The organism is Peptoniphilus grossensis ph5, assembly GCF_000311825.1.
Taxonomy (GTDB): Bacteria; Bacillota; Clostridia; order Tissierellales; family Peptoniphilaceae; genus Peptoniphilus_A; species Peptoniphilus_A hominis.
Map to the genome: position 1 here is coordinate 772575 of NZ_HE978566.1, position 17506 is coordinate 790080.

Here is a 17506-nt window from a genome sequence, read left to right on the forward strand (position 1 = left end):
ACTATTTATCTAAGACTTAAAGGTTCACCAAAAATTTCTTTATAGATAATAATTTTCGGCAAATCTTCTTCAGCAAAATCTAAGAAATCAAGGCTCAAACTTTCGCCATTTTCATCCTCATAAAAAACTTGATCTGACTCACATTCCCTTATAAATTCACTGTCAACTATCTTTTTACCATCATTTTCCAAATTATAAGTTTTGGATAGATTGTAAGTCTCTGATAAGTTATAGGTGTTTTCAAGATTGTAAGTATTTGACAAATTCTCTTGAGGTATTTCTTTTTTCTCTTCTTCTTTCTTATCTAAAAGTTCTTCCTTTAACTTTCTTTGACCTAGTCTTGGGTCCTTGTCAATTAAGATATTTTTCTTATTTTTCTTAGATTCTTCTTTAGAAATCTTTTTATTCTTTTCTTTTTCTTTCTCTTCTTTGATTATCCTTTTTATTTCATTTGCCAAGCTATCTGCATCTGATCTTCTATCATCATGAAAATTTTTTGATTTGTTTAAATTTCTTTCTTCCTCATGAAAATCTTCATTAAATTTCCTCTTGCCCCTATTTAAAATCGTTAGTAATATCTTAAAAAATACTACGAAAATAATTGCAGGCATAAGAGAAATTATTGCGATAAAAAAACTAAGCATTGGATTCATTATTTATTGTCCTTTTTGTGATTTTTATCAGAAATTTTTGAGATAGAATTTCTCATATCAGTATCAGAATTAATATTTTTCATTTTGTAATAATCAAAGACACCTAAATTACCGCTCTTTAAAGCTTCAGCCATAGCAATAGGAACTTGTGATTCAGCTTCAACAACTTTTGCCCTCATGGCTTCAACTTCAGCCTTCATTTCTTGTTCACGAGCAAGAGCCATAGCTCGTCTTTCACTTGCCTTAGCCTCAGAAATTCTCTTGTCAGCTTCAGCTTGGTCAGTTTGAAGTCTTGCACCGATATTTCTTGCAACGTCGACATCGGCTATATCAATTGACAAAATTTCATAGGCAGTACCAGAGTCAAGACCCTTGTCAAGAACTACCCTAGAAATTGAATCTGGGTTTTCCAAGACAGCCTTATAGCTTTGAGATGAACCAACAGTTGTTACAATACCTTCTCCAACTCTTGCTATAATAGTTTGTTCACCTGCACCACCCACAAGTCTTTCAATATTTGCTCTAACAGTTACCTTTGCCTTTACAATGACTTCAATACCATCTTGTGCAACTGCAGAAATATTTGGAGTTTCAATAACCTTTGGGTTAACTGAAACTTGAACAGCTTCAAGTACATCTCTACCAGCAAGGTCAATGGCAGCCGCTCTTTCAAATTGTAGAGGAATATTTGCTCTTTGAGCTGCAATAAGTGCATCTACAAGAGTGTTTACATTACCACCTGCAAGATAATGGGCTTCAAGACTTGCAATTTCAAGATTTAAACCAGCCTTAGTTGCCTTAATAGCAGGTCTAACTATTCTTGAAGGTTTAACTCTTCTAAGTTTCATACCAATAAGTTCTGAAATTTTTATTCTTACACCAGAGAAAAATGCTGTCACCCATAGTCCAATAGGAACAAAGGACAAAAATATGGATATAAATATTAAAATTAAGACAATAACTATAATGCTTCCAAAGGGATAAAAATTCATAAATCCTCCTAAATATTTTTTTCGACGAAAACTCTTGCGCCGGAAATTCTAACTACTCTAACTTCTTCATCTTTTCCTATAAAACCAACATCTGAAATAACTTCAATTTTTTCCTCATGAAAAATTGCATAGCCAGTTGGTCTTAAAGCTGTCTTTGTTATAAGTACATCGCCAAGCTTTACTTCTTCACTTTTCACTCCCACATAGCCCTTTTCACTTGAGCTTTCAGTAAAAAGTCTAAGCCTATTTATAAGCTCTGAGTTAATTCCCCTCTTAACAAGGGCAATGCCTAATACTATAGCAATTACCAGGGCAATTGCCAAAGAGAAAATAGCAAAGTAAATATCTTCCATTGACAGAACAATTGCTACTGCTATTGCAAGTATTCCACTAATGCCTGCCACTCCAAAACCTGGTATCAATATTTCAAAACCTAGTAATAAGAGTCCCAGGACAAACAGCAAAATTTCAAACCAGTTAGTGTTTCCCCTTGCAATGTTTCCCCAAAAGAAGAGTACAAAGGCAGCTATTGAAATAATTCCGCCAAGTCCAAAGCCTGGAGTCAAAATTTCAAGCACAGCTCCAACTATTGCTATAATAAGTAAAATTGTGAAAATATAATCATTGGAAAAAAATTTTTCTATAAAAGCACTTCCACTTGCTGCATAGACAGAATTTGTCATAAGCATAAAAAATGGAAGGTTGTAAAAACATTTTTTAAGATTTTTCACTTTGACCTCCTTTGCTACAAGCTTTGTACCCATAATTTTTTATCAATAATCGAAAAAAAACTTTAAGATATTGTAAAGTTTTAAAATATTTGACAAAAATAAATTAATGTAAAATGAAAATATAAGGATTTTTCTATAATAGTTTTAAAATAAAAAAAATGTATCACTTAATCGCAAATAGAATTGATTAAAAGTGATACACGTTTTGGTGCTAAAGGTGGGACTTGAACCCACACGATCTTGCGACCGCCAGATTTTGAGTCTGGTGCGTCTGCCAATTCCGCCACTCTAGCAAAAAAAGAAGTGTCTAGGACACTTCTAATATTGTGGGGTGGATAGTGGGAATCGAACCCACGATCTTCAGGACCACAATCTGACGCCTTAACCAGCTAGGCCATACCCACCACATACAATAAATATATATTAACAAATTATATATTTATTGTCAATAATTTTTTACAAATTAGAAATTTTATCTCTAAGATTTTTTAAAGCCCTCGACCTGTGGCTAATTTGGTTTTTTTCTTCGTGGCTCATCTCAGCAAAAGTTTTGTCAAAGCCATCAGGAATAAAAATGCTGTCATAGCCAAATCCATTGTCGCCTCTTTCTTCAAGAGAAATTTTTCCAGGGCAAACTCCTTCAATGGGAATAATATTTTTATCTTCGTCGATTAAAATTATCTCTGTCTTAAAGTAGGCACTTCTGTCCTCTTTGTCTTTGAGATTATTTAATAGTTTTTCTCTATTTTTTTTATCGTCATGCTCTGAGGCATACCTTGCAGAGTGAACTCCTGGCTCGCCATTTAAAGCCGTTACAAATAGACCTGTGTCATCTGCTAGGACTGCATAGTCAACTCTTTCTGCCATGGCAGAGGCTTTTTTTAGGGCATTATCATATAATGTGTCGCCATCTTCAATTACTTCAAAGTCCAAACCTTTTATGTCAGACTTTCCATAAATTTTTATGTCAAGATCTTCTAAGATTTCTCTTATTTCTCTCAATTTATTAATATTATCAGTGGATAAAACTATCTCTCTCATATATACTGCTCCACAATTTCAAAATATTTAAAAATATCTTCTATTCCTCTTTTTGCACCTCTTAAAAATTCATTTAACTCATCAATGGAAAAGGAATCACCCTCTCCTGTGCCTTGAATTTCTATTAGGTCAAATTTGTCATTCATAACAACATTTAAGTCTACATCGGCATTGGAATCTTCTTTAAAATCTAAATCTACTAAATTTACGCCGTCGACTTTTCCAACACTAACTGCTGCAACCTTAGTTTTCATTGGGTCTTCTTCGAATTTTCCACTTTCCAAGGCTTTTTTAACAGCGATTTTTAAGGCAATATAAGAACCAGTAATGGAAGCCGTTCTTGTTCCACCATCGGCAGATATTACATCGCAGTCAATCCAAATTGTTCTCTCGCCAATTTTGTCTAAATCAATGCAAGACCTGAGAGACCTGCCTATTAATCTTGAAATTTCGCTGCTTCTTCCGTCAAGTTTTCCCTTGGAGATGTCCCTTACCTTTCTCGTCGGAGTAGAACCAGGTAGCATTGAGTATTCACTAGAAAGCCAGCCCTTGTTCTTTCCCCTCAAAAATGTTGGAACCTTATTTTCAATCATTGCTGTGCAAATAACTTTTGTCTCTCCACATTCTATTAAGACCGAACCATCTGGATGTTCCAAATAATTTGGTTTTATTACAATTGGTCTTATTTCATCGTTTTGTCTATCTTCTCTCATAATTCTCTTTCTCATTTAATAACATAGCTATTCATATAGTCTTCTATACCATTATAGATGCCCCTAGCTAATTTATCAATGTAATCAGGGTCCTTTATAGTTTCCAAATCACTTTCATTGGACACAAATCCAAGTTCAACAAGGGCGGAAACATTTTTAGTTTTATTTAAAACAATTATAGCTGGTGTATTTTTAATTCCACGGTCCACTGCTCCAGTTTCTCTTATTAATGCCTTTTGTAGGCAAGAGGCAAAGTGCTTTTGAACTGTGTCTTTAATTTTAACATTCTTTTCAGATGCGTAGAGGACTTCTATTCCCTGTGCACTGGAATTGTCAGAGCTGTTAAAGTGAATTGATAGGAACAAATCTGCATTGCTGTCATTTGAAACAGAGGCTCTATCTAATAATTTGATATATTCGTCTCTATCTCTTGTGATTATTGCATTGATTTCAGAATTTTCACTTAACTTTTCCATTAAACTTTCAGCAACTAATAAATTTAAATCTTTTTCGTAAGTGTAACCATCTACACCAATTGCGCCAGAATCCTTGCCACCATGGCCTGGATCTATAACTATATTTAATTTGCCATTAATTTCGATTTTATCTTTTATGACTCTATTTTCCTTTTCTTTGATGTCTAAATCTGCTTCTTCAAAAATTTTGTCTTCGTTTCCTCTATTGATTTGGTTCTTTATATTTTTTGTTTCTTTTCTTTCAGTATTTGATTGGAAAAAGCTGTCATCAAAAATGGATTTTGAATCTACCTTAGATTTTTTTACGCTATTAGACTTTTTCTTTTTAGTATTTTTCTTAGTATTTGAGTTTTTCTTAGAATTTTTATTTTCGCTTGTCTTTTTATTATTGTCCTTGTCATCTTCCATTATTGATTTTGAACTGACTGTGCTAATTTCTGCTCTAACCTTGTCATTATTCCAGTCCACATTGTAACCAAAAGTTTCAGAGATAAATCTTAGTGGCACCATAGTCTTTGTCTCTTTTCTTGGACTAGAATATAGGGCAAGTTGTGGTGCTTGTGCGTCGTCTAATTCAATTTCTTTGTCGTTCACAGTGACTGTGGGACTATTTATTTGCATATTAATTACATCGCCATTTAAGGTGATTTTTATGCTTTTATCTCTTCCATTCCACTTAACATCAGCGCCTAGTTTTTCTGTAATTTCACGAATTGGCACAAAAGTCCTTCCTTCTTTTATGTAAGGAGAAAATTCAGTCTTAAGTGATTCATCATTTACTAGAACTCCTGCTTCCTTAACTTTATAAGGCTTGTTGGATATACTTACATTAAAAATATTTGCAGCAAAAACTGGAGTGATTAGCATTGCTATAAATAAAATTGATAATTTAATAATTCTTTTCATTTAATTCACCTAATTAAAGTTTATATAGGATTAACTAATTTGTCAATATTGTAACCGAATTGTAATATTTACTAAACTAGCTTGTAAAGCTCATCAGAACCTGGTTCAGATAGACTTATTACCTCATCTCCTACTATTACTTCTGTAATCTTATCTTCTATTACTTCTCCGATTTTTGTGATTTTTATTCCTCTTTTATCTGCCTCATCTTTAAAATCAATAAATTTATCCTTATCAAAAATCATGAGCATACTTCCACTTGAGATGAGTCTCATGGGATCAAGACCATAAAATTCTGCAATTTTTTTTGTTTCATCAAGAAGAGGGATCTCGTCATAATAGGCTCTTAAACCGTGACCCACTGCAACTCCAGTTTCCCAAAGTGCTCCGTAAAGTCCACCTTCAGTTATGTCGTGCATGTGCTTTACGCCGTATTTTGTCGCCATCCTTGCTTCTTTTAAAACTGAAATATCATCTGCTAAGGATTTGGCAAATTTTAATTCTTCTTCGCTTAAAATTTCACTGACATCGTCTTTATCATGGGCAATAATGCTTGTGCCTTCAATGCCAAGATATTTTGAAACAGCGACTACATCTCCTGCCTTAATACACTTAGGGTCTGGCATAACTTTTCTATTAACTCTTCCTAGAACCGTTGTTGAAATTAAAATTTTATTTACGGCATCAGTTATCTCTGTGTGGCCGCCAATTATGTCTACATTTAACTTGTCTGCAGTTTTATTTGCATCTTCGACAATTTCCTTTAGGTCTTCAAGACTGGCACTTGGCGGAATTAAAACTGTCATGAGAACTCCAACTGGATCTGCCCCTTGGCAGCTAACATCATTTACTGAAACATTTATGGCAAGAGAGCCAATATTTTTTGAGGCACCAGTTATGGGGTCTGTTGAAGCTACAATTAAGTCGCCTCCAAAGTCCATAACTGCGTTGTCTAGTCCTGTTCCACTTTTTATTATTACTTCTTTTCTATTTGAACTCAAATTGTTGAAAATGTATTTTTCCAACAATTCAGTTTTTAATTTTCCAATTTCCAAAATTAACACCCCATAAGATTTTACAATTATTTTATCTGCATTTCAAATTTATAAAATCCATTTTCCATATAAAAATTTTTGCTCAAAATATTTATGTCCTTAAAGACTCTATTAAAATAATCTTCGTCCTTGACAAGACCTCTTACTGTCATCTTTCCATTGTCAAAATAATAATCTGTTATAATTAAATTTTCATCTTCGAGCTTTTGAATTTCAGAAATTTTATCTATGAAAATTTTATTTCTCTCTTGAAATTTGTCGCTGGAAAGGTCAATATCTTCCACTTCTTCACTTTTTATTTCTTTTGCATTAGCTAAGCTCACTTCATTTTCTTTTTTGAGATTAAAATAATATAGGACATTAAAAATTATTACTGCAGCCATGGCAAGGGGAAGAATAAAATTAATAGGACTTTTCTTTTTTCTAGTCTTTTTTTCTTTTTTCTCCCTCTTTATTGGCAGCTTATTGTGAAGGTCTTCTTCAAGTATTTTATATTTAAAATTGCCATAAGTTGATAGAGCATCCTTAATTTCCTTGGAGTCGCAAATATTTCCAAATAAATAGACTTCTTCGCCCTTAGAAAAATTTTCCATTTCCCTTATGTGACTTATAAAATAATTTTTAAATCTAAATAAAAAGTCTTCATCGATTTTATCTTCTTCTGGGTCATAGCGAAGGTTTATTATGTTACTTGCATTTTCTTCTTCCAATTTGTTGTCCAAAATTAGTTTTTCAAAATTGTCGTCATAAATTTTTTCGTAGGTATTTACTAAATTATTTTTTACAGAAATAAATTTTAAATAAGTTGGTGCTATTTCAATAAATTTCCCCTTCTTATTTATGGATTTTGGCTCTGGAATTATCTCAAGATTTTCAACTTCTAATTTTTCAAAAACTTCCCTTAATTTTGAAATTAATTTTCTAGGAACTAGGTCAATTGATAGATTTAAAATTTTATCTTCTTTCAGGAAGTCGTAGAAAATTTCATAGCCTGATAAATTAAAATCTCCATAGTCTTCAAGCTCTAAGGCAAGAAAATCTCTTATTTCACTTTCGTCTATTTCAGGAATTTTATAATTTATGTGAATAAAAGAAGAAGAGTCAAATATTAAAGTTAAATTATCACTCTTTTGAAAATCAATTTTCTCCAAGATTTTACTGCATTTGTAGTAAAAGTGATGATAATCTAAAATCTCCCCATCCCTAAAAATTCTATAGGGCAAGGGAATATTGAACTCTTCTTTGTCATTTTTATTAATTTTTATAAAACCGTCAGAAATTATAAATTTTGTAATATTTTTTTGAAACATATTTCACCTGCACAATATGAAAATAATAATTGCTATGCTAATAAAGGGTCCAAAGGCAATTGAATCTTTAAAATTCTTCTTCTTTAAGAAAATTAAAATCATGGAAAATATTGCTGCAATTACAAAGGCATCTTTAAATATAAAAAAGGCATCTAGTAAATTATTTGCAAAAACTCCCATGACAAAGGCATAGAGCACATCTCCAAGGCCCATCATGCCTGTAAATTTGTATAAAAGATAGAAAGTCAGACCCATGCCCAGGGAAAATTTTAAGGAGTTAAAAATACTTTCTCCTTGAGATAATTTAAAAATTATTGTTAAAATTAAAATTATAAAAAGGTCTAGGTTATAGATAAATCCAGTCTTGTAATCTATTATCCCTATAAAAGTTGCCACTGTAATTATTCCAATTACTAAAAAACTTTGAATGGACAAGTCATATTTTAAAAAAGCAAAGACGGAAAGGATAGAAACTAAAATTTCTGTGAAAAGTTTATCTGAGCCAATTTTTTCTCCACAAGTTTTGCACTTTCCGCCGAGAAAAACATAAGAAAAGACTGGAATTAATTCATAAAATTTTAAATTCCTATGGCAGGAGTCGCAGTTACTTCTCCCCCATAAAAAATTTTCATTTTTTTCTCTTCTGCTGACAAAGACACCATAAAAGGACGCCAAGGATCCTCCCAGCATAAAAATCAAAAAGCCTATAAAAATTTTATAAATCTTATTTTCCATTATCTTCAACTAAAGTTTTTCCTGAAACTTTTATCATTCCTGGTGTAACTTCCACATCGCCGTCGTCAGTTGAAGTTACTGTAAAATCACTTGCACCACTTAAGTGTTTTGCAGGTTTTGGAATTTTTCCTCCTTCAAGGTATGGCTTCAAAGCTTCAAGAGAAAGCTCATTTTTTGCATCAGGATTGTCAATTAAATATAAAATTCCTGCACTCTTTAAAACTTTAACATTAGAATTGTGGGCTGCTGCCTCAGCTGCTAGGTTCGTCGTGCTGTACTTCATAGCTGCAATGGAAATTAAAATTGCAATAATGGCAATTACAATAACTAATTCAATAAGGGTAAAGCCCCTTTGTCTCTTTTTTAATTTCATAAAAACCTCCTAAAATTGATTTACCATATCGAAAACTGGAAGTGCAATTGATAGCACTATAAAGCCAATTATTAAAGCCATAATTATTATTAAAATAGGACCGAGAACTCCCAAAAATCTCTTGTTGTAGTTGTTTAATTCCTCGTCATAAAAGCCAGACATTATTGAAAAAACTTCCTTTAGGTTTGAAGATTCTTCGCCAACGCGAATCATGGAAACTAAAATTTTTGGAAATACATTTATTTTATTTATGCTTATATAAAAGGAGTCTCCCGACTTAATATCCCTTAAAACTTCTAAAAATTTACTCTTTAAAACCACATTGTCTTCCATGGCAGAAAGTATTTCCAGACTCCTATCTACAGTAAGACCTGCCCCAAGGAGTAGGTCCATGTTAAAAGTAAATTTTAAACTCTTAGTCATCTTGTAATACTTTGATTTCAAGAGTATCTTGTGAAAAGTCTTTGGATTTTTCCTGTGGTAAATAGAAATAATGGCTATTACAAGAAGTATTACTAAAATTATAAAAATGTAATTTTTATAGATAAAGTTAGAAAAATTTATCAAGATTCTTGTTGGCAGTGGCAGCAAATTGTCATTGGAAGCAAAAATTTCACTGAAACTTGGAATTACATTTATAATTAAAAAATTAATTACAAAAATTGAAGTGATGAGGAGAATTATTGGATAAGCTAGGGCCTCAATGATTTTTGAATTTGTCTCCCTCTTTTTTATGTAATAGTTTGACAAGGAGTTAAAAATTTTGCCAAGGCTTGATGTGTTTTCTCCAACAAAGACCATATTTATAACAAGGTTTGGAAAGGCACGAGTCTTTTCCATGGATTCAGACAGAGAAATTCCGATCCTGAGATTATCTTTCACCTGGCTTAATATTTTGCCCTTGTCCTTAGGAAATTCTGTACTTAAAATTTCAAAGGCACTTTCTATATTTATGCCAGAATTTATAAGTAGGCTGAGCTCTCTAAATAAAATATACAAATCTTCATTTTTAAATTTTCTGTTAAAGTCAAAGGAATTAGAGGACTCAATATTTTCTTCAATCTTTATTGGTCTTAGTCCCTCTCTCTTTAATTTTTCCTTGGCATCTTTAATGCTTGTAGCTTCAAGCTTGCCCTTTACTTTTTCGCTGCCTTTAAAGGCCTTATACTTGTAAATCATAATTCACCAACGGTATGAATGTTCTTATAGTATTCCTCAAAAGTGGTCTCGCCCTTTTCTATTAGGCTTAAAATTTCACTAGATAGTGTCTTCATTCCTCTTTCAAGGGCAAAGTTTTTTATATTTTTTACGCTCTCTCTTCTCGTAATCATGTCGCGTATTTCGCTGTCCACAATCATAATTTCAAATACTGCAATTCTTCCGCTGTAACCGCTATTGCACTTGTCACAGCCTTTGGCTCTATAAATAAATTCCCTATCTATTAGTGGGTTTGTGTTTTTAATTTTTTCCCTACAATGAGGACATAATTTTCTTATAAGTCTTTGAGAAATTACTCCAATTAAGCCTGCAGATATTAAATAAGGCTCGATTCCCATGTCAATTAGTCTTCCAATTGATGCAGGGGAAGATTCTGTGTGAAGAGTTGATAGGACTAAGTGACCTGTTATGGAAGATGAAATGGCAATGTGAGCTGTGTCTTCATTTCTAATTTCACCAATCATAATCTTATCTGGGTCCATTCTCAAAATTGCCTTTAGTCCCTTTTCAAAGGAAAGCCCAGTGTTGGGATTTACTTCAATTTGATTTATGCCGTCAATTTTATATTCAATTGGATCTTCAATGGTCATAATATTTATGTCGTCACTTTGAATTTTTCTTAAAAGTGTATAAAGAGTTGAAGTCTTGCCTGAAGAAGTTGGACCACAAATTAGAATTAAGCCAGATGGTTGGCTAATTAAACTCATGACTTTTTCATAATTTTCACCCACTAGACCAATGCCTTCTGGAGTATAGGAAATCCTTTGAATGTCTAAAATCCTAAGGACAATTTTTTCGCCAGTGCCAGTAGGTGTCGTGGCAACTCTTATGTCGATTTTGTCGTCCTTAAAATCAAAGCTAAATCTTCCATCTTGAGGAAGTCTCTTTTCAGAAATATCCAGTTCAGATAAAATTTTTATTCTGGTCACAAGCTGAGGATAAATATTTTTTGGAAGCTCAATTAATTTATTTAAAGCTCCGTCAATTCTTATTCTCACAATAACCTTTTGAAAGCCAGGCTCAATGTGGATGTCGCTGGCATTTTTCTCGATACTTTCCCTTAAAATGTAGTCTAAAAGTCTAACTGCCGGTGAGTCTTCTCTTTCTCCCTTTTCATTAATTAGTAAGTCCCCATAATTTGTGTCTATGTCATCTAAGAGAAAATCTTTTTCCTCATCCTTATAAATTTTATCTAATTCTTCTAAAATTTTTTCTTTAGAAGTTTTTTCTAAGATTACTTTTTTCTCTAATCTCTCTTCGAGATTATATTTTAAAATCTCATCAATATGTAAAGAGTAGAAGACCACGCTGTCGTCTTCTTCTCTGGCAGGAGCTATAAAATTCTTGCGGCAATAATTTTCGCCGAAAATATCTCTAATTTCAAAAGAAAATTTATTCACTTTCCTCTCTCCTGTAATCGCATTTGTCCTTGCTACACTTTATAATTTTTTTGCCCTTGGATTTCATTTCTGTCAAAATACTTTCGCACTTTGGACATTTTTCGTTAATTGGCTTGTTCCAAGATACAAAGTCACACTTAGGATAGGAATCGCAGCCGTAAAAAATTCTGCCCTTTTTACTTCTCTTGACTACAATTTCTCCCTTGCCACACTTTGGACATTTTACGCCAATTTTTTCTACAAGAGGCTTTGTATTTCTACAATCAGGGAAACCTGGACAAGCTAAAAACTTTCCATATCTTCCCATTTTTATAACCATGTTCCTGCCACACATGTCGCAGATGACATCTGTGACTGGATCTTCTATTTGAACCTTTTCTATATTTTCATAGGCCTTGTCCAAATCTTTCTTTAGGTCTCCATAAAAAGCTCTCACAAGTTCCTTCCAAGGTTTTTTGCCTGCAGCAATTTCATCTAATTCAAATTCCATTTGTGCAGTAAATTTTTTGTCCACTAAGTTGTCAAAATTTTCCACTAAAATTTCATTTACAGTTTGTCCCAGTTCAGTTGGAACAAATTTTTTCTCTTCAAGAACTACATAGTACCTACTTTGGAGAGTTGAAATAGTTGGTGCATAAGTGGAAGGCCTTCCAACGCCTAAAGCTTCAAGCTCTTTAATAAGTGAAGCTTCGTTGTATCTTGGAGGTGGATTTGTAAAGTGTTGTTCCTTATTTATTTCCTTTAATTTTAAAATTTGTCCCTCTTCAAGAGGTGGAAGTTCAGTATTTTTTTCATTTGAATAATCATAAACTCTTAAAAATCCATCAAATACTAAGGCTGATCCAGATGCTTTAAAAACTTCAATACCTGAAAAAATATTTGCTCTTGTAGTAGCATAAATTGCATTTGCCATAAGAGATGCAACAAACCTCTTCCATATCAAAGAATACAATTTAAACTGTTCTTCTGTTAAAGAATCTTTAATAGAGTAAGGCGTTTTATTAACATCCGTTGGTCTAATACATTCGTGAGCATCTTGCACATTTTCATTTTTCTTTTTGCTTACAGACCTATGTTTTCCTAAATATTCTTTACCATAACTCTTTTCTATAAAATCGAGGCAGGCATTTTGCGCTTCAGCAGAAATTCTTGTAGAGTCAGTTCTCATATAGGTTATAAGACCTACAGATCCTACCTTTGGAAGCTTTATGCCTTCGTAAAGACTTTGAGCAACCATCATAGTCATCTTAGTTGAAAAATTTATTCTCCTTGAAGCTTCTTGTTGCATAGTTGAAGTTGTGAAAGGACTTGGACCTCTTTTGTTTCTTTTAAGGTTTTTAACAGAATCAACTATGAATTTTTCACTATCTATATTTTTAAGAACCCTGTCCGCGTCATCTTCTGACTCAAGTTTGTTCTTTTTTATTCCTTGTTTTTCTTTAACTCCAAAATAATCAGCTAAAAGTTTTCGCCTTCCTGCTCGCAGATCTGCTTGGATAGTCCAATACTCTTCAGGGATAAAATTGTTTATCTCCTCTTCTCTGTCGCAAATTAATTTTAAGACAGCAGATTGAACACGCCCAGCAGAAAGACCAGACTTAACTTTTTTCCATAGAAGGGGAGAAATTTTGTAGCCGGCAAGCCTATCTAGTTCACGCCTGGCTTGTTGTGCATCAACAAGGTCCATGTCAATAGCCCTTGGATTTTTTATTTCTCTCTTAACAGTGTCCTTTGTGATTTCGTTAAAAGTAACTCTGTTTTTGTCTTCTGGATCCATGCCCAAAATATATGAAAGGTGCCAAGAAATTGCCTCTCCCTCCCTATCGGGGTCGGTTGCGAGAATAATTTTGTCAGCTTTTTTAGCCTCAGCCTTAATCTCATTTATAAGAGGTCCCTTGCCATATATATTCATATACTGGGGTTCAAAATCTTTTTCTATATCAATACCAAGTTTTGATTTTGGTAGGTCCCTAACATGACCAACAGAAGCAATAACATTGTAATTAGTGCCAAGCATCTTTTTTATTGTCTTAGCCTTAGTTGGCGACTCCACAATTACAAGATTTTTTGCCAAAATACCATCTCCTTCTTCCTAAAATCTATTTTAAAATTTGAAATTCATTCATAGAAATTCTTTCAATAATTCCCTTAAGTTCCAACTTCGTCAATATCTTATTTATATAAAATACCTCATTATTTAAATTATTGCAAATATCATTGGTGTTATTTATTCCCTTTTCTATCAAATTATAGACTAAAAGTTCCTCTCCATTCATTTGGATTTTCTCTTCAGAAACTTTGTTTTTAGAAAGCTCTGGATAATAATCAAAAATATCTTTTACTTCAACAAGAGGAATTGCTCCGTCCCTAATTAATTTATTGGTCCCAACAGAATAAATGGAAGTGATGTTGCCTGGCACTGCAAAAACTTCCTTGCCCTGTTCGGCAGCAAGTCTTGCTGTAATTAAACTTCCACTTTTGTCTTTAGCTTCAACTACTACAACGACCTTCGAAAGCCCAGAAATAATTCTATTTCTCATGGGAAAAGTAAACTTATTTGCACCAGTCCCAAGGGGAAACTCACTTATGACGGCGCCCTTATTTGAAATTTCTTCATAGAGTGCCTTGTTTGACTTTGGATAAACTACATCAATGCCAGTTCCCAAAACTGCAATTGTGTTTAAATTATTAAAAAGAGCCCTCTTGTGGGAAAGAGAATCAATTCCATAGGCCATGCCACTTACAATAGTAAAATCAAAAGAACTTATGGCGTCAATTATTTTATTTACAGCCATATTGCCATAGGAAGAGTGGCTCCTGGCACCAACAAAGGCAATGGGATTGTAAATATTTAAGTCGCCTTTTACATACAAGAGAGAAGGCGGGTCCTCAATATATCTAAGGGACTCTGGATAGTCATCATCTAAAATCGTAATAATTTTCACTCCAATTGAAGTGATTTTTTCATTGATCTTTTCAATTATTAGTTCAAAATCTGCTGACTTTTCCATCAACCTGTCGTAACTTCTCTTTGACAAGATATTTTCTTCCAAATAATCAAGCTGAGGAAAGTCCTCAAGGGGAATATTTTTGTCCAAAAGATAATTTAAAATTTTAAGGGAGTTTTCGCTGGAAAAATTTATTCCATTTAAAAAAATTAGTAAGTCTCTTTCCTTCATTTAATTACCCCAAAACTTTTTGTCCATAGTCCTATATTGAATGCTTTCCAAGACATGGTCTTCTTTAATATTTTCGCAGCCATCCATGTCTGCAATAGTCCTTGCGATTTTTAAAATTTTATTATAAGTCCTGGCGCTCATGCCATATTTTCTAAAGGCAAGCTCCAAAATTTTTTCAGAGTTAGCATCAAGCGCACAATATTTTTTTAACTTTTTCTCAGGAATTTCTGAATTGTATTTAAAAACTTCATTCTTAAATCTATCCTTTTGAACTTCCCTAATGTCTTTTACCCTTTCCCTTATGACTTCAGAGCTTTCCCCAGACCTTTCAGAGGAAATCTCCTTGTAATTAACTTCAGGTACTTCCAAGTGAATGTCGATCCTATCTAAAAGGGGATGAGAAATTCTTGAAAGATACCTTTGAATTTCATAAGGAGAGCAGTTACACTCGTGTGTCTTTGAATTGTGGTAGCCACAAGGACAAGGATTGAGGGCAACTATAAGTTGGAAGTCTGCAGGATACCTTACACTTGCATTAGCACGAGAAATTATTATATCCTTAGATTCCATTGGTTGACGCAAAACTTCTAAGACTGATTTTGAAAATTCTGGCAGCTCATCTAAAAATAATACGCCTTTATTGGCAAGAGAAATTTCTCCTGGCTTTGGTATTTGTCCTCCGCCAATTAGTGAAACAGCTGATGCTGTGTGGTGGGGTGCCCTAAAGGGTGGCTTCGTTATAAGGGCATTGTCGTCTAAGAGTCCTGAAATGGAATAAATTTTTGTCACTTCAATGGCTTCTTCAAAGTCAAGCTCTGGTAGGATTGTTGGAAACCTCTTTGCCGCCATGGTCTTTCCAGAACCAGGTGAGCCTAAAATTAAAATATTTGACTTGGCACAGGCAGAAATTTCAAGAGCCCTCTTTAAATTTTCTTGTCCCTTAATGTCAGAGAAGTCTACATCATAAGAAACCTTTTCCCTGGCGAAAGATCCCATACATCTTTCGATTTGAATTTCACCTCTTATAAAAGAAATCACTTCTTCTAAAGTTTTTACAGGATAAATTTCCACGTCGCTAACTATGGCACATTCCTTTCGGTTTTCATAGGGCACAATAAACTTTCTGTAGCCCTTTTCACGCATGGAAATCACCATAGGAAGAGCTCCTTGAATTTTATTTACCTTGCCGTCAAGGGCAAGCTCGCCCATATATGTATAGGGACTGTAGTCAAGTTCCAAACTTTCATCGCAGCTCAAAAGGCTCACTGCTATGGCAAGGTCAAGTTGGGTGCCATCCTTTCTCAAATTGGCAGGAGCTAAATTTATGGTAATTCTCTTTTTTGGAAAGTCAAAGCCAGAATTTTTTATAGCCGATTTTACTCTCTCCGTTGATTCTTTAACTGCAGTGTCTGCAAGCCCAACTAGTATAATTTTTGGCATTCCATTGGAAAGGTCAACTTCAACATCTACTGGGTAGCCATTAAGTCCAGTTAAGGTGCAAGTTTTTGTGCAAGAGTACATACTTCCTCCTCATCATTTATTTTAAAATTTCAATTTAATTTACCACTTTATTTTATTTTACCAGATTTGAGTTTATTTGGTAAATTATTATAAAAAAAGCCAGACTTAAAATGAAGTGAACCCGTAAACACGGAGCAAACTTAATATTATTTTTTCATTTGAAACTTTTGGTTGATGATGTTCTTATAGCTTAAATAGTTTTATAATCAAAGTATGTAAATCATTTTCTTTAATTTCTTTTGGTGTATCAATTCATTTGCCTCACCTATCAAATTGTAATCATATTTTTTAATTCATATCTGTATTTCATAAAACCACTCTCCTTACTGGTTTGTCCAGTAAAGAGGGTGGTTATCAAGATGATTTTAATAATTTTATTTATTTTTTATAATATGAAAGTATTATTATTTGATAGGTTGTAAAATTGGGATCTCTCCTCGTTCTTTTCTAGAAATTCTTTTAAGTTATTATCAACTTTGATAGCAACTCTTTTATAAAAGCTATCATCAGGTGCTTCAATAAACACTTATTTGGCAAGTTGTCCTAGCTCTTCTTCTATTGTTAAAATTTCATTTTTTAGCATAATTAATTCCTTTTTCAAATAAAAAATTACAATTTGTTATTTAAGTGTATCATGATAAAAAGATTTTTTAAAATACAAAACAAGATACGTTTATTTATTATTCAATTAACTTTGCTACCACTGTGCTTTGACAAAACATTTAAAAAATATTAAAATATTAATTAAATTAGAAACAAATTTTAAATGCTTCATTTTTGTGTGAGCTATGACATTATATCCAAAAATATTTTAGACCCAGTAAATAAAGTGCTCTTTATTTTACTGGTTTTTTTATAAGAAAATACATATTTCTTTGCTAGATTTTAGATGGATGGTTAATAAGGAGGTAAAAATGAAATTAACAAAAGTGAAATTGGGGATTTTATCTGTTCCACTTAGAGTCCCTTTTAAGACAGCTTTGCGATCTGTAAATAGTGTAGAAGATATAATAGTGGAGATACATACAGATACAGGTCATGTGGGATATGGTGAAGCGCCACCAACAGGGGCGATAACAGGAGAAACTCAAGGTTCAATAATTGGTGCCTTTAAAGACCACATAATAAAGACAATAGTGGGAAGAGATGTAGACGATTTTGAAGACTTGATGAAGGACTTAAATACTTGCATAGTAAAAAACG

Annotated in this window: 15 protein-coding genes, 2 tRNA genes and 1 pseudogene; 1 reads left to right on the plus strand and 17 read right to left on the minus strand. The window is 33.1% G+C overall.

Annotation, left to right across the window (positions count from 1 at the left end):
* Positions 1–5: 5 nt before the first annotated feature.
* The 17 genes from HGPG_RS03670 to HGPG_RS03750 all read right to left on the minus strand — a co-directional run bounded on the left by HGPG_RS03670 (position 6) and on the right by HGPG_RS03750 (position 16303).
* A complete protein-coding gene (locus HGPG_RS03670) occupies positions 6–653 on the minus strand; it encodes a hypothetical protein (protein ID WP_019124712.1) in 648 nt (215 codons plus the stop codon).
* Positions 653–1645 (minus strand): flotillin-like protein FloA, encoded by a 993-nt coding sequence (gene floA, locus HGPG_RS03675; protein ID WP_019124713.1) that lies wholly within the window; start codon positions 1643–1645, stop codon positions 653–655. The genes HGPG_RS03670 and floA overlap by 1 nt, the downstream gene beginning before the upstream one ends.
* An 8-nt stretch (positions 1646–1653) precedes the next feature.
* Positions 1654–2376 (minus strand): NfeD family protein, encoded by a 723-nt coding sequence (locus tag HGPG_RS03680; protein WP_019124714.1) that lies wholly within the window; start codon positions 2374–2376, stop codon positions 1654–1656.
* 206 nt (positions 2377–2582) lie between these two features.
* A tRNA-Leu gene (locus HGPG_RS03685) sits at positions 2583–2669 on the minus strand.
* 34 nt (positions 2670–2703) lie between these two features.
* Positions 2704–2780 (minus strand) — tRNA-His (locus tag HGPG_RS03690).
* 52 nt (positions 2781–2832) lie between these two features.
* Complete coding sequence (rdgB, locus tag HGPG_RS03695; protein ID WP_019124715.1) at positions 2833–3417, minus strand: RdgB/HAM1 family non-canonical purine NTP pyrophosphatase; 585 nt, start codon at positions 3415–3417, stop codon at positions 2833–2835.
* Positions 3414–4145, minus strand: coding sequence for a ribonuclease PH (gene rph, locus HGPG_RS03700; protein WP_281032462.1), 732 nt, complete (start codon positions 4143–4145; stop codon positions 3414–3416). Before rph ends, rdgB begins: the two co-directional genes overlap by 4 nt.
* Entirely contained in the window at positions 4142–5512 is a 1371-nt protein-coding gene (locus tag HGPG_RS03705) for an N-acetylmuramoyl-L-alanine amidase (RefSeq protein WP_019124717.1), read from the minus strand. The genes rph and HGPG_RS03705 overlap by 4 nt, the downstream gene beginning before the upstream one ends.
* Positions 5513–5583: 71 nt before the next feature.
* Positions 5584–6576 carry an AIR synthase family protein gene (locus HGPG_RS03710; protein WP_245543880.1) on the minus strand — a complete coding sequence of 331 codons (993 nt, stop codon included), beginning with the start codon at positions 6574–6576 and terminating at the stop codon, positions 5584–5586.
* 17 nt (positions 6577–6593) lie between these two features.
* Entirely contained in the window at positions 6594–7877 is a 1284-nt protein-coding gene (locus tag HGPG_RS03715; RefSeq protein ID WP_019124719.1) for a hypothetical protein, read from the minus strand.
* A gap of 3 nt (positions 7878–7880) precedes the next feature.
* Positions 7881–8612: a prepilin peptidase gene (locus HGPG_RS03720; protein ID WP_036731459.1), complete on the minus strand. Its 732-nt coding sequence runs from the start codon at positions 8610–8612 to the stop codon at positions 7881–7883.
* Positions 8602–8985 carry a prepilin-type N-terminal cleavage/methylation domain-containing protein gene (locus HGPG_RS03725; protein ID WP_019124721.1) on the minus strand — a complete coding sequence of 128 codons (384 nt, stop codon included), beginning with the start codon at positions 8983–8985 and terminating at the stop codon, positions 8602–8604. The genes HGPG_RS03720 and HGPG_RS03725 overlap by 11 nt, the downstream gene beginning before the upstream one ends.
* 9 nt (positions 8986–8994) lie before the next feature.
* Positions 8995–10164: a type II secretion system F family protein gene (locus HGPG_RS03730; RefSeq protein WP_019124722.1), complete on the minus strand. Its 1170-nt coding sequence runs from the start codon at positions 10162–10164 to the stop codon at positions 8995–8997.
* Entirely contained in the window at positions 10161–11603 is a 1443-nt protein-coding gene (locus tag HGPG_RS03735; RefSeq protein ID WP_019124723.1) for a GspE/PulE family protein, read from the minus strand. The genes HGPG_RS03730 and HGPG_RS03735 overlap by 4 nt, the downstream gene beginning before the upstream one ends.
* Entirely contained in the window at positions 11596–13677 is a 2082-nt protein-coding gene (gene topA / locus HGPG_RS03740; protein WP_019124724.1) for a type I DNA topoisomerase, read from the minus strand. Before topA ends, HGPG_RS03735 begins: the two co-directional genes overlap by 8 nt.
* A gap of 25 nt (positions 13678–13702) precedes the next feature.
* Entirely contained in the window at positions 13703–14782 is a 1080-nt protein-coding gene (dprA, locus tag HGPG_RS03745; protein WP_019124725.1) for a DNA-processing protein DprA, read from the minus strand.
* Positions 14783–16303: a YifB family Mg chelatase-like AAA ATPase gene (locus HGPG_RS03750; RefSeq protein WP_019124726.1), complete on the minus strand. Its 1521-nt coding sequence runs from the start codon at positions 16301–16303 to the stop codon at positions 14783–14785. It lies immediately after the preceding gene.
* 914 nt (positions 16304–17217) lie between these two features.
* Between HGPG_RS03750 and HGPG_RS03755 the strand changes: the two are divergent.
* Positions 17218–17506, plus strand: a pseudogene (locus HGPG_RS03755) (dipeptide epimerase); the annotation flags it as partial.

Coding starts and splice junctions, on each gene's coding strand:
- HGPG_RS03750 (WP_019124726.1), bottom strand. CDS start 16,303: ATGTACTCTTGCACAAAAACTTGCACCTTAACTGGACTTAATGGCTAC.
- rdgB (WP_019124715.1), bottom strand. CDS start 3,417: ATGAGAGAGATAGTTTTATCCACTGATAATATTAATAAATTGAGAGAA.
- HGPG_RS03670 (WP_019124712.1), bottom strand. CDS start 653: ATGAATCCAATGCTTAGTTTTTTTATCGCAATAATTTCTCTTATGCCT.
- HGPG_RS03730 (WP_019124722.1), bottom strand. CDS start 10,164: ATGATTTACAAGTATAAGGCCTTTAAAGGCAGCGAAAAAGTAAAGGGC.
- HGPG_RS03720 (WP_036731459.1), bottom strand. CDS start 8,612: ATGGAAAATAAGATTTATAAAATTTTTATAGGCTTTTTGATTTTTATG.
- HGPG_RS03725 (WP_019124721.1), bottom strand. CDS start 8,985: ATGAAATTAAAAAAGAGACAAAGGGGCTTTACCCTTATTGAATTAGTT.
- floA (WP_019124713.1), bottom strand. CDS start 1,645: ATGAATTTTTATCCCTTTGGAAGCATTATAGTTATTGTCTTAATTTTA.
- HGPG_RS03715 (WP_019124719.1), bottom strand. CDS start 7,877: ATGTTTCAAAAAAATATTACAAAATTTATAATTTCTGACGGTTTTATA.
- rph (WP_281032462.1), bottom strand. CDS start 4,145: ATGAGAAAGAGAATTATGAGAGAAGATAGACAAAACGATGAAATAAGA.
- dprA (WP_019124725.1), bottom strand. CDS start 14,782: ATGAAGGAAAGAGACTTACTAATTTTTTTAAATGGAATAAATTTTTCC.
- HGPG_RS03705 (WP_019124717.1), bottom strand. CDS start 5,512: ATGAAAAGAATTATTAAATTATCAATTTTATTTATAGCAATGCTAATC.